Source organism: Cytophagales bacterium (assembly GCA_033344775.1).
Classification (GTDB): domain Bacteria; phylum Bacteroidota; class Bacteroidia; order Cytophagales; family Cyclobacteriaceae; genus JAWPMT01.
In genome coordinates this window covers 960,614-974,630 of record JAWPMT010000005.1, presented here as the reverse complement: position 1 = coordinate 974,630, position 14,017 = coordinate 960,614, and the positions used below count along the sequence as shown (strand labels likewise).

At 40.6% G+C, this 14,017-nt stretch carries 17 protein-coding genes; 16 read left to right on the top strand and 1 reads right to left on the bottom strand.

Annotated elements, in window-relative coordinates; translation table 11 throughout:
- The first annotated feature begins 33 nt into the window (after nt 1-33).
- From R8G66_21675 to R8G66_21600, 16 genes are all read left to right on the top strand, one after another.
- Nucleotides 34-603 (top strand): hypothetical protein, encoded by a 570-nt coding sequence (locus tag R8G66_21675; protein ID MDW3194997.1) that lies wholly within the window; start codon nt 34-36, stop codon nt 601-603.
- A 69-nt stretch (nt 604-672) separates the two neighbouring features.
- Entirely contained in the window at nt 673-1,752 is a 1,080-nt protein-coding gene (locus R8G66_21670; protein ID MDW3194996.1) for an SIR2 family protein, read from the top strand.
- 163 nt (nt 1,753-1,915) lie between these two features.
- Nucleotides 1,916-2,518 carry a hypothetical protein gene (locus R8G66_21665; GenBank protein MDW3194995.1) on the top strand — a complete coding sequence of 201 codons (603 nt, stop codon included), beginning with the start codon at nt 1,916-1,918 and terminating at the stop codon, nt 2,516-2,518.
- Between the two features lie 248 nt (nt 2,519-2,766).
- Complete coding sequence (locus R8G66_21660) at nt 2,767-2,913, top strand: hypothetical protein (protein MDW3194994.1); 147 nt, start codon at nt 2,767-2,769, stop codon at nt 2,911-2,913.
- Nucleotides 2,910-3,359 (top strand): hypothetical protein, encoded by a 450-nt coding sequence (locus R8G66_21655; GenBank protein MDW3194993.1) that lies wholly within the window; start codon nt 2,910-2,912, stop codon nt 3,357-3,359. Before R8G66_21660 ends, R8G66_21655 begins: the two co-directional genes overlap by 4 nt.
- Before the next feature lie 254 nt (nt 3,360-3,613).
- Nucleotides 3,614-4,084, top strand: coding sequence for a hypothetical protein (locus tag R8G66_21650; GenBank protein ID MDW3194992.1), 471 nt, complete (start codon nt 3,614-3,616; stop codon nt 4,082-4,084).
- A 69-nt stretch (nt 4,085-4,153) separates the two neighbouring features.
- The gene (locus R8G66_21645) at nt 4,154-4,291 is read left to right on the top strand and encodes a hypothetical protein (protein MDW3194991.1); all 138 of its coding nucleotides are present in this window, start codon (nt 4,154-4,156) and stop codon (nt 4,289-4,291) included.
- A gap of 139 nt (nt 4,292-4,430) precedes the next feature.
- Entirely contained in the window at nt 4,431-5,909 is a 1,479-nt protein-coding gene (locus R8G66_21640) for a serine hydrolase (protein MDW3194990.1), read from the top strand.
- Nucleotides 5,910-6,117: 208 nt separating this feature from the next.
- Nucleotides 6,118-6,633: a GNAT family N-acetyltransferase gene (locus R8G66_21635; GenBank protein MDW3194989.1), complete on the top strand. Its 516-nt coding sequence runs from the start codon at nt 6,118-6,120 to the stop codon at nt 6,631-6,633.
- 118 nt (nt 6,634-6,751) lie between these two features.
- Nucleotides 6,752-7,660, top strand: a complete 909-nt coding sequence (locus R8G66_21630; protein ID MDW3194988.1) for an SH3 domain-containing protein — start codon at nt 6,752-6,754, stop codon at nt 7,658-7,660.
- 531 nt (nt 7,661-8,191) lie between these two features.
- Entirely contained in the window at nt 8,192-8,641 is a 450-nt protein-coding gene (locus R8G66_21625) for a GNAT family N-acetyltransferase (GenBank protein ID MDW3194987.1), read from the top strand.
- Nucleotides 8,642-8,768: 127 nt separating this feature from the next.
- Entirely contained in the window at nt 8,769-9,722 is a 954-nt protein-coding gene (locus R8G66_21620; protein MDW3194986.1) for an SDR family oxidoreductase, read from the top strand.
- A gap of 4 nt (nt 9,723-9,726) precedes the next feature.
- Nucleotides 9,727-10,542, top strand: coding sequence for an AraC family transcriptional regulator (locus tag R8G66_21615; protein MDW3194985.1), 816 nt, complete (start codon nt 9,727-9,729; stop codon nt 10,540-10,542).
- A gap of 24 nt (nt 10,543-10,566) precedes the next feature.
- Complete coding sequence (locus tag R8G66_21610) at nt 10,567-11,079, top strand: hypothetical protein (GenBank protein MDW3194984.1); 513 nt, start codon at nt 10,567-10,569, stop codon at nt 11,077-11,079.
- A gap of 94 nt (nt 11,080-11,173) precedes the next feature.
- Nucleotides 11,174-11,449 (top strand): hypothetical protein, encoded by a 276-nt coding sequence (locus tag R8G66_21605; GenBank protein ID MDW3194983.1) that lies wholly within the window; start codon nt 11,174-11,176, stop codon nt 11,447-11,449.
- A gap of 121 nt (nt 11,450-11,570) precedes the next feature.
- Complete coding sequence (locus R8G66_21600; protein ID MDW3194982.1) at nt 11,571-12,260, top strand: DUF3667 domain-containing protein; 690 nt, start codon at nt 11,571-11,573, stop codon at nt 12,258-12,260.
- A gap of 67 nt (nt 12,261-12,327) precedes the next feature.
- Here the strand turns inward: R8G66_21600 and R8G66_21595 are convergent, their stop codons facing one another.
- The gene (locus R8G66_21595) at nt 12,328-14,010 is read right to left on the bottom strand and encodes a hypothetical protein (protein ID MDW3194981.1); all 1,683 of its coding nucleotides are present in this window, start codon (nt 14,008-14,010) and stop codon (nt 12,328-12,330) included.
- Nucleotides 14,011-14,017: the final 7 nt, after the last annotated feature.

Here is a 14,017-nt window from a genome sequence, read left to right as displayed (position 1 = left end):
GACTGTGCTTAGCTAGACGTTGTACACCATAGAATGACCACAGAACAAAAAGACATATTAATAAAAAAGTACGAAGACTTCTCATCAGAAGATAATCCAGAAAGGAAAAAGCTCTTGCGATTCGAGATTTTTAATATTCTTAAGGAATTAGACAGCCCAGAGACAAATGATTTTCATATTTGGGGATTAACTTATTACATGTCAGATGATGACAAAGAATATCATACGAACTTAGCCTTGGAGAAATTCTTAAAAGCATATGAACTCGATTCAACCAACTTTCTTGCTTGCCTGTATGTTGCTCATTGCCTCCATGACAAAGGTGAACTTGACCAAGCACTAAAATATTATGAACAAGTAAATAAGGAAGACTTAAAAGAATTTCGAATTTGGAGATACGTCAAACTGATTGAACAAATTGGATTCTGTAATTATAGATTAGGGAATAAGGATATTGGCAGAAAAAGGTTTCAGGAAGTTCTAGAATGGTACAGAAAATTACCGATGGAGGATAGAGTAGCTCCAACTGAACTAATACAATGTCTTCCTGAATCTGATGAAATCGTGATTGAAATGAAGAAAATTGAAGATTATTTAAATTAAAAACAGTGTACAACACTATGTAAAATGCATTAAAACGCATTTTACATTCAACGTTAGGTTTAAATTGCCATGAACGAAAGCATAGACATCAAATCGAAGCAGGCATTCAATTATCTTAATAATAATCCCTGGTCACTGTGTTTAGGCGCAGGGATTTGTAAAGGAATATTACCAGACTGGCTTGAACTGACAAAAAATGTAACCAATGAAATATTTGGTACATCTTGGAATCATGACGACTTTAAAGTGAAAAGTGAGGAAGTGGGTTTTAGCCTGGATAGCTGGTTACAAGCAGGATTAAACAGGTTAATTCAAAAAAGCAAAACTATTGATGAATTCAATCTTATCTTGGAAAGATACCTTTATGGAGATTTAATTCGCTTAGCAGAATCCTTTGGACTGGGAGAGGCAATAGGGGTAATGATTCATAATCCTCATTGGCTAAATAAAGACGAGCTTCTTGGACTAGCAGAATTCTTTGAAAACAATTTCAGCGGTTCAACTGTGATGCAGCTTAAAGATGTGTTGTTGGATGAAGAAGAAAAGCTATCGAAACCAGACTCCATTATTACTTTCAATGCCGATCCCATTCTACATTCATTGCTGGTAGTTTTTGGAGTAAGAAGGAGGTACAATCACACAGGGATTTATGACTATCCAACAGAGGATTATGTTAGAATAACTCGACCTTTTAAAACAGGGGATAAGAAAATACCAATATTGCATTTACATGGTACGATTTACCCCGAAATTCCAAGAAAGAGGAAGAAAAGGGACTCAAGGGATAACTTAATATTTGCGGAAAGCTCCTATTCAAAAGCTGCAGGGATAATGAGTGGATGGGCTCAAAATGTGTTTTCCTATAAATCGACGAACAATAGAATGGTCTTTCTTGGTCTCTCAATGTCTGATCCTAACATCAGACGCTGGCTCAGTTGGAGCACGGAGAACATAAATAGTCAATTAGAAATTTTCACAGGAACATCAAATAATGTGATAAAACACCTTTGGATAAAGCCAAAACCTAAGGACACTGAATTGGAAAATTTCTTTAGCTCTTCTCTTGTCCATCTTTCGACAAAACCTGGCTGGATGGATTCGTGGAGAGATGTTAAACCAGGAATGCTCAACCTTATGGGAAAGAAGTAACTAAACCTAACAAATACTAAGCTCCATCAGCTTACCTAGTTATTTGCAAAGGGCATTTGGAACAGATACTTTTTAGATACTTGAAAGACTGAGCCGACAGAGCTTAGTTAGTCGTTAGTTGCAATTTCGTTCATAGCGCAGATCGAGCGAACTTAGAATCAGCATGGATTGGAAACCACTAAAAATCAAATACTTCAAGGATGATGCAGAGGGATTTAAAGAGATCATTGATCATCTAACTTTTAAACTTTTGGAACTGCATAACCCAGACGAAGTTGCTGTGATAAGGATCAAGAACTGGTTTGATCACAAATGGCTGAACTATTCTGGGCAAGGACCGCAGAAGTACGATTTGATAACTGAACCAGGAATTCCTTTTGTCCTTAAAACTTTCTGGAGGAACGAAATAACCGTCCCGCCTTTTAACCCGAACAGAGTTTTGTCGGAGACCTTCTATAAGCCAGACGGACAACACAATTCCAAATTCATTGAACCAGTTCACGTTTATCAACGCTCAACCGACAACCTTAAAAATCAAGTAAGGGAGAGATCAGATAACGGGATTTGCTTTTGGATTTCAACCAACTCGGTTACGAACAGACAAGGAAGTCTAATGACCTATAGGATTACTGGTGAACAAGTTGAGACATGGTATGCCAGCATTGAGGAACACGGACTCTGGAAAATCTCCCAAACTAAAGGAATAAGTAAAAACCAACTTCAACTCTTAACAACCGAACTAAACGAACAATTCAAAAGCAACTAACAGTCGGTAAAAATGCATGTGGCTGCTGTCCATCTGCCAGCTTCAGCACAACTGAACCGCGATTTCTGGCTTCTGGAATGCCCAGTGCTTTCTACTTTTCTTACTGCCACTCGGAAAAATGCTTGTGGAACGTGCTGTATCTGAACCGTTGTGAGCCTGAGCCAGAATCGCTACTTTTATCGGAATTTAAAAAGCTCGGGCCACACAGCATATTACCTGAGCGTTGTGTGGCATAGCTCCCCGAAAAGATGGCAACAAAAAAGAAAGGACAATTGACGGCAGTAACGGAGTGGGCTAAGCACCTTCGCAAAGACTATAAACGAATCTTCTGGAAATCAGAACGACAAGCTGAGAAAACAGAAATCAACAAAGAAATTCAGACCGACAATAAGTGAAGATTCTCGGAATAAATAGTCAGACTGTTGAACTACGAATAACTAACTATCAATTTCCCCAAACTCCAGATAGGGACTATGATGGCAACTGGCTGAACATTTATCTGGACGTAGATAGTGAACTCGGGAAATGGCAAACCACTGACCCTAGTTTGCTGACATGGGAAGTAGAAGAACTCATAAACTGGTTTCTTACGCTTTCAAACAACGGAGAACCAGAGTACAGGCACTTAGAATTTATAGAGCCAAATCTTTCATTCGAACTCTTGAACTATCCAACTGATCCAGTCAAACAAATCAAACTTGAATTTCAACTGGAATCTCGCCAAAGATCAGCTAATGAAGAGGACGAGTATTTCGTTGTTTTCGAGGTGAACAAGAAAAATTTAAAGCAACTCGCCAACGACCTAACTTCTCAACTTAAGAAATACCCGATGCGAAAATAGACGCCACACAACAATATGTATCAGGCATGTGCTTGCGTGCTTTCTACAAACAGCATCAGGACTTGACCGTGAGTCTGCCGCCGAAAAAGTGTAGTGCTGTTTGGATACCTCAATTCGCGGGATTTTTTACTTTCAGAACGCACTGCTTTCTACAAACTTTGGAAGCACCGGCAGACTTCACTATTTTAGTGCTATCCACAAAGTGAGAGCACACGCCTCATACATGGACGTTCTATGCCATAAATAACCACAAAATGACTCTACTACTTATTTGGATTGCAGTTCTAGTTGGACTGGTATTCTTGGTGAGATTTGCTGATAGTTTTGATTCGTTTCAGAGGAAAAGTGAAAAAACTGAATGTCCAAACTGTTCTTTAGTTGCCCATACCAAAAAGAAAGGACTATATACATGTGAGGAATGTAACTTCATTTTTGATGTTGATCGGAAGGGCGATGCAGAAAAGTACAAAAAATCAGAAATTTATACAGGGTTGATTTTCGGAGCTCTATTCTTAATCGCAAGCTATTATGGGGCCTTAGATCTCGTTCATAAGTACTCGCAAAATGAAGAACTAGAATTCAAACACGGGGTTCTCATGATAACCATATCCTATCTAGCAATATATATGGTAATTAGAACTATCAAAGTTGTGAAAGGGTACAAATTCTATAAATCACAGGAACTAAACTCGAAAATGAAAGTTGCACAGAAATCAAAAATCTAGTAGCTCCTTTGGGTGAATTTTCAAACCTGCTGCCAACTTCTTCCCCGAACTTTTCGGAGGAACTTACGAATGCTTACCTTCTACTTTCTGAACAAAGAACATCAGGAACTTTCTGATGAATTTCAGGTCTTCATGCAACAGCTACCAGCTTTCTTCGATTTTCTAGATGTCGTAGAAGGCGCACTGCTACCGAACAAAACGGCATAGAACAGGTGCTAAGCCCAATCGGCTTACATGATTGTTTGCAAAGGACTGTACAATGCGATAGCTTAGAAGAAATTTGAAGGGCTAAGCCGACTGTGCTTAGCTGGACGTTATATCTCATTGATTCGCTTTAATTAAACTCATGAGAATTCACTTTTTGTCTCTCTTAATATTAACAATTGTCTTTTCTGGATGTCAAAATTCTCAAAACCTGAGAAGTGAGGTTGAAGTGACCTTTGATTCTTTACTACGCGTTCAAAAAGAATCATGGAACATTCCCGGCCTTGCAATAGGGATCCTAAGAAATGATAGCGTTGTTTATGCTAAAGGTATAGGCGTGAAATCAATCAAGACAGAGGATTTGATCACAACCAAATCTATTTTCCATATGGCTTCTGTCTCAAAGCCATTTACTGCAACTGCTATTATTCAACTATTGGAGCAAAGAAAATTGGATCTCAATGATAAACTGATTGAATATATCCCATATTTCAAAATGGCAGATACCAGGTATCAAGAGATAACGATCAAACACATCTTAACGCACACTTCAGGTATTCCTGATGTAGACGATTATGAATGGAGCCAACCACAATACGATGAAGATGCCGCTAAAAGATATGCCTCTAGCTTTTCTGAGGCTATTTTAGATTTTGAACCTGGAACAGAATACAATTACAGCAATGCAGCTTATGACTTGTTAGCCAATGTGATCTCATCATTGTCTGGGATGACATTTGAGGATTACATGAAGAAGTTCATTTTTGAACCTGCGGGAATGACCAGTAGTACTTTTTATACACCTGAAGTACCGGAGGATTTAGCTACCACTCCTCATATACTTGATGATTCTCTACAAATTGCCACAGGCTATCACTATCCTTATAACAGGAGACACTCGCCAAGTTCAACCTTGCAATCAAATGTGGAAGATATGCTTAGGTGGGCTAGAGTCAATCTGAACAGAGGAGAAATTGACGGCAAAAGAATTTACTCAGAAGATTCGTACGATCTCTTAACCTCATCTCAAGTTGTAACGGAATGGGGGATAAAAAGAGCTTTGGGATGGGGAATTCAAGAAGTTGGCGAATACAAAGTTATTAACCACAGTGGTGGCGATGACGGTTATCTTTCCTTTTTTGCGTTTGTTCCTGAGAAGAATTTAGGCTTTGTTATGATGGCGAATAATGATTTTTATTGGAGTGGTGATGCGTCCAAGGTTTGGATGCAGCAGCTCGTTTTAGGTGAAGTAGAAAAGGAATGGAAGGTCTCGATTGGATATAAATTGAAGGATTATATCCTAACAGAAGGAATAGAAAAATGCAAAGAGATCTATTTTGAAGCAGCAAAGAAAGACAGCATCTATTGGTGCGAACCAAAGTTTTTGGACGAACTCGGTTATGATCTACTTTGGCGTGGACATAAGAAAGCAGCCTTGGACATATTTCAATTTGCAGTCGAGATTGAACCAGACAATGCCACTTGGAACGAAAGTGTAGGAGAAGCTTATCTTTCTTTAGGTGACAAAGAGAATGCTTTCGAATGGTATCAGAAAGCCGTTGAGCTCAACCCTGAACAAGCGTATTCGAAAGCAAAACTTATTGAATTAGGAACAAAATAACCTAGGTGAACCACAAAAAGAGACATAACAAATGATAAGCTCCATGAGCAGACTTAGCCATGATCAAATTTCAGTGCGAAACTGTAACTTTAGAATCAATCTGACAGGATATGCTCACTGAGCTTATCTGATCGTTAGCAACAATTCGCACATAGTTATGGGACAGACCCTATCAGAAGTTTCAAGGTTAAAAAGGCAAATTGCCCATATGGAATTAGAAATCACAGAATTGACTTCCCAACAGATAAATGCTTACAAGGAATTGATATTGGAAGGCTTGGCCGTAGATGCTGATTGCTTTCGAATCACTCCGGAAGATGAGGTCTCTGCTCCATTTCCGACCACCGGCAAGGTTGATAGTTTCACCCTGGGAGCCTACGACAAAACCAAACTGATCGGTGTGGCAAGTTTCAAAAGGGACGGTGAAGACCGAATGAAGCTCCGACACAAAGGGATCCTCTTTAAAATATATGTGGATGCGGAATACCGACAAAGAGGAATAGCAAAGCGATTGATCCAGGAAGTTATCAGTCGTGCCAGGAAAATTGATGATTTGGAGCAAATTAATTTGACTGTCATTCCCACCAATAAACATGCAAAGAAGCTTTACGAAAATTTTGGATTTGAGACCTATGCTTCGGAGCAGAAAGCGATCAAATGGGAAGGGAAGTATTTCAATGAAGATCAAATGAAATTGCTTCTGAATAGCGAAACTTTTCTCTGACTATTTAGAGCCGATAGCAGCCAAGCCACTCACTAGTTTCAAATTGGCACGATATATGAATACTCTGGTTTGGATTCAGAAGGAATCTAAACTTACCCACCACCAAGAATATTTTTATATGTCATCACATCTGAAGCATTTTTCTATTGTAATGGTAGCCATTACATTGTTTATAAGCTCATGTACCACCATGCGCAACAGCACCCAAACAACTGAAATTCCTGATAGCCGAATGTTCCTGGATAGTACCTATCGCTGTGTGGTTCATGAATTGCCCACTTCATGGGATCCGGAATTAACCGTCTCTTTTGAAAAAGTAACGCAATATGAATTTCAAGAGCTAATCACGGAGTTTGAAGAAGCTGATAATGGAGAGACCAGAGTCGCAGGTGGAGTCACCATGCTTACTGGTGCATTATTAGCAGGAATAGTTGCATTAGGAGGAGAGGACGATGATGGGAATTATATTGAACCTAATCCTGAAGCCGGAAAAGGTATTCTTATCGGTGGTCTGGTGCTTGGTGGCATTATGGCGATCATTCCCGATTCAAAGAAGAAGATCTCTTCATCTGTATCCACAAAGACGCTTGAGGAAAATGAGGCCATCAATGATCAGGATTCCGTGTATTCTGTTTGGTCCAATGTCAAAGCGGGTGAAGCGATCCGTAGAACATTGGTTGATGATGAAATAGAATTGGATGTGATCGAGGATCTGGGATTGGATTACGTTGAAAATAAAGATTCTATTCAGGTTTATTTCAAATCCCATTGGGATGAAAACCTGTTATACACCGTCGACTTTTTTGCCAGTGATTATCTCAAAAGGTATTTAAATACCAATGCAGTCGGTGATAGTATCGCCATGCATCAGGCTCCAGCCAGTAATGCGCCAATAGTTGGCTACTTGGGAAAAGGAGATGAATTGGAATTCGTAGAGGAACAAGAAGATTGGTACAAAGCAGAATGGAAGGGTAGAAACGTTTACTTAAAGACTGATAGTATAGGCTATTTTTATGCACGGGAGTGAATAGATGTGGTTCAATAAAAACCGTACAATAAAAAACGTCATTCTCGAAAAATGGACTCTATAATTCTCTCTAGAGGGCATTTTGTCGGGAATCTCGAAAGTGCGTCAAAGAGATTCCCCGGACTGGGTGTCTGAAATTTTCTGACCAGATTCGGAATTTTAGGTCAGAAAATTCTGGAATGACGCACTAAGAGACGTTTTTTATAATACTTTCGATGGAATGGATACCGGATTAATCCTTTTACTTGGCCTCTTGACGATCACACTTTGGGTGTGGGCGTTGATTAAAATCACTCAATCGCGTCGGATGGATCCTATTAGAATGACCCTTTGGCTGTTGTTAGTCCTATGTTTTCCAATTGTGGGGTCGATCCTCTTTTTCCAATTGAATGAAGAGAGGCCGGTGAAAAGAAGAGCGTTTCGTCCGGATTTTAATAGACACGATTAAAAGGAAGGGGATTCCTTATTGCGCATTTTGAATTCCTATAATGTTTCATTGATCGTTATTGGAGGTATTTCTAACTTAACTTGATGATTGAATTACTTCAAAATAGTGATGCGGAAATAGCTGAAAAGATCCGTGCTGTTTTTCAGTCATCTTACAAAGTAGAAGCAGCAATATTAGGTGTAGAGGACTTCCCTCCACTAAGGAGGCCCGTTGAGCACTTTATTGAGAATTCAAATCAATTTTTTGGATGCTTTCAAAACGGAACACTTGCGGGTGTTATTGAAATCGAAGAGCATAACGATTTTGTAGATATCAATAGCCTGGTAGTTGATCCCCGATTCTTTAGACAAGGTATTGCCAAGCGTTTATTGCAGTTTGCATTAGATCAGTTTGATACCCAATACTTCATCGTCGAGACTGGATTAGAAAACGAACCTGCGACTAACTTATATAAGCAATTCGGTTTTCAAGAAGTAGAGCAATGGGATACCGACTTTGGAGTGAGAAAGGTGAAATTTGAACTTTGGCTGTAGTCCTAAACTCCGTATTTTCTGCTTAAAAGAAGAATTAGACTTTTAAACAAACAATAAACGACTTTTGAGCAAAGTCTTCTTTCCGGTTGCTTATGAATTTTGTATCGAAATATTCGAAGCAAGAATCATGAGCAATCACAATAAATTTGGTAAACGAGGATGGACTACTGAAAGGATGGGAGATTTAACTGGTAAAACGTATGTCATCACTGGGACGACAAGCGGCACCGGGTTTGAAGCAACCCGAATGCTGCTTTCGAAAGGTGCGAAAGTGGTGATGCTAAACCGCAATTCGAAAAAGTCAGCAGAGGTGATTAGGCTTTTGAAAGAGGAACTTGGTGATCATATCGATGTATCATTTATCCTTATCGATCTGGCTGTACAAGCTTCCGTTAGAATAGCTGCCGTAGAGGTGCTGGATAAAGTAACCCGAATTGATGCGCTCATGTGTAATGGTGCGATTGCTCAGGTGCCCAGGCAACAGCTAACCGTTGATGGTTATGAGAGTCAACTTGGGGTGAACCACTATGGTCATTTCACCTTGCAGGCATTGCTTTTTCCGCTGATTCAAAAATCCCAGGGCCGTATAGTAACTGTCGGGAGCATGGGTTACAATATGGGGCTTAAGACGATCAAGTTTGACGATATGAACTGGGACAAAGACTATACTGGAAACGATGCTTATAGTCAAAGTAAATTAGCACAGATCATGGCCGTATATGAATTACAAGATAGATTGAAAAAGGCCGGCAATACGGATGTAAAAGTGTATGCTTGTCATCCCGGGGCTTCCAGGACGTCATTGATCAAGACAAGCGGTAGTTTAGCAACACGATTTATTTGGCAACTCATGAAACTGTCACCGTTTGTACAATCGGCAGAGCGAGGTGCATATCCGGAATTGATGTGCGCTACAGAGCCAAACCTGGACCAAAAGGGCTTCTATGGACCCACGGGACGAAATTACTGGACAGGGCCAGTCGGTGAATGTAAACTAGAACCGCATGCTCGAGACAAGGAAGTAGCCTCAAAGCTATGGACGATCTCAGAAAAGCAAACTGGGCAAACATTTCAATTGTAATGCGATGGAACCGGAGATAAAGGACAAAGGAAGGGTATTCCTGGCAGGGTCAGTGGATAAACAATATACCTGGGAACACAATTCATCCCAGCACATCATCGTGTTTATTTATTCAGGAGAAATGAACCTCTCTTATGGGCAACATACCCTGAACTTCGCGGCGGGAGACACGATCCTGGTTCCCAAAAATCAGTTGACAAGGGTCGTAAAGGGTCCGGTCAATGGGCAGCCTTTCAAAGCTGTGTCCATGCTGCTACCAGAGGAGCAATTGCGGGAATTTTATGTGGACCGTGCAATACTCGATAGTCCGGGAGAGGATATCGCGAAACAAAGGCCAATCAATCCTCATCCGTTGCTAGATAGCTTCTTTGAATCCTTATTCTCCTATTTTGAAAGACAAGATGAACTGCCAGGTGTACTGGTCGCGATCAAAATTCAGGAAGCCCTTACTATTATCGATGAAGTAGATAAACGGGTCAGTTCGATTTTAGGCACATTCAGTGAGATAGGTAAAATAGATATTGAACAGTACATGGAAGAGCATTTTATGTATAACCTGCCATTGGAAAAATTTGCCTTTCTCACCGGCAGAAGTCTGACCACTTTCAAATCAGATTTTAAGAAGACTTTTCAGCTAACCCCAAGAAAGTGGCTGACTCAGAAAAGGCTGGACCTGGCGTATCAAAAAATTAAAGTCGAGAAGCAGAAGGCTACAGAAGTATACCTGGCAGCGGGTTTTGAGAATCTTTCGCATTTTTCATTCGCTTTCAAAAAGGCTTTTGGTTTTAGTCCCAGCGCGATTGGTACTAGCCAGCATTGATCAAAAAGTTTTAATTTAAGAAACATGGAAATATTAAAAGCGGCCACAGAATGGGCCAAAGACGAGGTTTTTTCCGCAAGGTTTTTCATCCTATTCGGAATCATTTTTACCGTGGTTGCGATCGGGTTTTGGCAATTGGGCAAAACAGAAATGGCCAAAGCATTCATCGTGCCTCCTGTTGTAGCCGGTGCTTTACTGCTGACCATTGGGATCGGATTAGTGTACTCCAATCAGACCAGGCTGGCAAGCTTTGAATCGGACTACAATACTGATGCAAGTGCTTTTGTGAAGTCCGAAATTATACGCATGGAGAAAGCCATGGGAGAGTATCAGAGCATCGTTTTCAAGGTTATTCCTTTCATTATTGTTGCTGCAGCTTTACTCATTGTTTTTCTGAATACACCGCTGTGGAGGGCCATCGGTATCACAACCATTTTCATGATGGTGGCTATTTTGTTGATTGATATCAATGCCAATGCAAGAGCAGAGGTATATCACGAGAAGTTAATGATGGCGGAACAAGAAGTTTCATTCTGAAGCACGGTTGCATGCTAACAGGAATTCGTTTATTTTAGATTTGATAAACAACTAGCCCGATTAGGGCTTGTAATTCAATTAAAGTAAACAACACATGTTAGAGATCATAGCAATTGTCAGTTTAGGGAAATCAATAAGCAAGATTATTCGAGAAAAGGGTCGAAAACCATTACTCTTCGTACTCTTAATGGTGGTGATGTGGTTAAGTTTTGAGGTGATAGGTGCGGTCATTGGGGTAATACTTTTAGGAGAAGGAATAGGCGCCTATCTTTTTGCCATATTTGGTGCTGCTCTTGGAGGTTTTTTGAGTTATATCATTGCAAAAAATGCCAGCCCAATAGAAACGGAGGTTGAATTTTCGGAAACCTAGTTATCTGTGTTCTGTATTGGCACAGAGAGGTAGATTGCTTCTTATTCTTTGAAAAGGAGGGTGTATCTTGTGAAGATAATCGTCAAAACAACTACTTGATAACCTGTGGCATTTGAGATAAATGAAAGATCAACCTGAAGGAAAAACCCAAACGGAAAGAAATTTAGAACGCATAGATGGGAAATATATTCTACGAGAGCTGACACGTGTATTGAACTTTGATAAAGGGATCCTTTATACGATAAAGGAATTATTTCTAAGGCCAGGAAACACGGTTCGGATATTCTTGCAGCACGACAGAGATAGACTAGTAAAGCCAGTCATTTTTGTGATTTTCAGTTCCTTGGTTTTCGTTATCGCTCATCAAGTGCTCGGGTTCAAGACTGGTACACAAACGCAAGACCTGGGTAGCCCCGGTATAACAAAAGCATTCGAATGGGCAGGAGAGCATTTTGGCATCGTCAATATACTGATGGGTTTCTTTATCGGTTTTTGGGCAAAGCTGTTTTTTCGAAAGTCGGAATTCAACATATATGAGATCTTTATCCTGATGTTTTTCACCATCGGAATGGGTAATCTGATTTTCACTTTTTCCGGTATTGTTGAAAGCATCACTGGTTTTGAGAGTTATGGTACAACATTTTTAATTGTACTTCTGTATTCCACCTGGGCCATTGGGGATTTCTTCAACAAGCGCAAAGTAGGGAGTTATCTCAAAAGCTGTTTTGCTTATTTCTTTGGGACCTTGACTGGTTCGTTAGTCATTGTTTTGGTTGGCGTTTTGCTCGATGTTTTTGGTGGAAAGGGATGAAATCAATTGTCAATTTGAGCCTGTCGAATAGTAAGCTGAGCCTGTCGCCCGCCGGCGAGGCAGGAAGCTAGACATTCGGCCTCACCCTTAACAATCCCACCCTCGAAGGAGAAGCAGACTTAATCACGAATTTGCTTACTCCGGCAGGAATGAAAAAGGTCTCGGCATAATGTACGCTGAATGGCTTGAATTCTTTTTGATGTCCTTCGACGATGATCTCGCTTCCTTCAATCAGGTTGTAGATCTGGAAAATACCATTCGTTTCCTGTATGAGTTCTTTATCAAACCAGATCCTTGATAAGCACATTTGTGAGTTTTCATCGGGAGAGAGCAATTCTTCATGGATTGGGCCATCCAGGATATGGAAGTTATTCTTAACTACTTTCCTGCGCTGATGTCGTGCCACTTCGCTGATCAAAGTTTCGCTTCTAGCCGTAAGCTTAGGTTTTTCACCTTTATCCTTGAATAAGATCGATTTGAAGATTTGTGGGGCTGTGCTGATGTGTAGCATAATGGCCTGATTGCCATTGCTGTGAAGCGTTTCTTGAGGAATGGCCAGGTGATCGTGCTTGTCCAGATTGATGAAGTTTAGCAGAGAAGTGACGTCATTGGTTTTCTCAGAGGTCAGGGCAGTTTTAAATTCAGATTCGGTCACACTCTCTTTTAAATTAACATACATCCGGGCCTTTCGCTTGGCATTCATGATGTAGTAATTCTCCACTTGCTGATAGCGCAGGCCATAGTGATCCATCAGGTGATCTGCGCCTGGATAAATGTCCAGACTTAAATGATTGCCGTCTTCAGTGCCGTCGACGAAATTCAACTTTACAGGTACATCCGATCCGAACTTGCGGTACACTGAGTCACCTAATAGTTTAGAGGCCTGATAGTAAACCAGATTAATGGCTGGTGTTTCAAAAAGGCTGTTGCTGATACGGAGCAGGACATTGTCTTCCTCTATATCGCAATTAAATCCCCATTCGAAATCTTCCTGTTTCAGGTCATGAATGGATTGCTGATCCCAAAGTTCAGGATCAAAGAAGGGGGCCATGAAGATAGGTTGTCGGGTAGCCTGATCAAACCCAGCCCTCATCACGTCACCATTTGCTAGCTTAGGTTTTTGCCAGTTGTTGCTTTCCATGAAATACTGACAACTTCCAATCAGCTGCTTTTTGATCTTGTCACAAATGCGCCAGTCAATGAAGTATCCCCATCGGTATTGGTCATCGAAATGATCTGTCTTATTGGAGACGCCCAGATTCGAAATATCATTCCTACGGAAGCGCTGGAATATTTCCCATCGAGAGATATCAGAGTAGATCACAATATCTGCCTTCAGGACTTTGCTTGCACCCGTTCCATGGATCAGGATGATACCTGATTCGAGCAGGTTCATATTCGTGCGAATGGCCGCTAGTTTTTCCGGATCAAAATAGTCTTCAATGCTGTGTGTGGATACTTTTGATACACCTGTTTTGATATTGAGATCTTTACTGACCAGGTTGCGAATTTCACGTTCGCTTCGATAGAGATCTTTGGTTTGACAGGAAGTATCAGGAATCAGGGATTCTTTAAGTGCATTCAGGTTGATGTCGGTATACGTTCCTTGAAAACAATCTACTGCAATCACAACCTTGTTTTTGTTCAATGCATGGACAGCCCGGTTGAGCTCATAGGCAATGGCTTCCCATCCCTCCCAGCAGGCTTGTTCCGGGTGATTTACTTCAATAAAAGGCTCCTTATTGATCATTCACAAT

Coding starts and splice junctions, on each gene's coding strand:
- R8G66_21675 (MDW3194997.1), top strand. CDS start 34: ATGACCACAGAACAAAAAGACATATTAATAAAAAAGTACGAAGACTTC.
- R8G66_21670 (MDW3194996.1), top strand. CDS start 673: ATGAACGAAAGCATAGACATCAAATCGAAGCAGGCATTCAATTATCTT.
- R8G66_21665 (MDW3194995.1), top strand. CDS start 1,916: ATGGATTGGAAACCACTAAAAATCAAATACTTCAAGGATGATGCAGAG.
- R8G66_21660 (MDW3194994.1), top strand. CDS start 2,767: ATGGCAACAAAAAAGAAAGGACAATTGACGGCAGTAACGGAGTGGGCT.
- R8G66_21650 (MDW3194992.1), top strand. CDS start 3,614: ATGACTCTACTACTTATTTGGATTGCAGTTCTAGTTGGACTGGTATTC.
- R8G66_21645 (MDW3194991.1), top strand. CDS start 4,154: ATGCTTACCTTCTACTTTCTGAACAAAGAACATCAGGAACTTTCTGAT.
- R8G66_21640 (MDW3194990.1), top strand. CDS start 4,431: ATGAGAATTCACTTTTTGTCTCTCTTAATATTAACAATTGTCTTTTCT.
- R8G66_21635 (MDW3194989.1), top strand. CDS start 6,118: ATGGAATTAGAAATCACAGAATTGACTTCCCAACAGATAAATGCTTAC.
- R8G66_21630 (MDW3194988.1), top strand. CDS start 6,752: ATGTCATCACATCTGAAGCATTTTTCTATTGTAATGGTAGCCATTACA.
- R8G66_21625 (MDW3194987.1), top strand. CDS start 8,192: ATGATTGAATTACTTCAAAATAGTGATGCGGAAATAGCTGAAAAGATC.
- R8G66_21620 (MDW3194986.1), top strand. CDS start 8,769: ATGAGCAATCACAATAAATTTGGTAAACGAGGATGGACTACTGAAAGG.
- R8G66_21615 (MDW3194985.1), top strand. CDS start 9,727: ATGGAACCGGAGATAAAGGACAAAGGAAGGGTATTCCTGGCAGGGTCA.
- R8G66_21610 (MDW3194984.1), top strand. CDS start 10,567: ATGGAAATATTAAAAGCGGCCACAGAATGGGCCAAAGACGAGGTTTTT.
- R8G66_21605 (MDW3194983.1), top strand. CDS start 11,174: ATGTTAGAGATCATAGCAATTGTCAGTTTAGGGAAATCAATAAGCAAG.
- R8G66_21600 (MDW3194982.1), top strand. CDS start 11,571: ATGAAAGATCAACCTGAAGGAAAAACCCAAACGGAAAGAAATTTAGAA.
- R8G66_21595 (MDW3194981.1), bottom strand. CDS start 14,010: ATGATCAATAAGGAGCCTTTTATTGAAGTAAATCACCCGGAACAAGCC.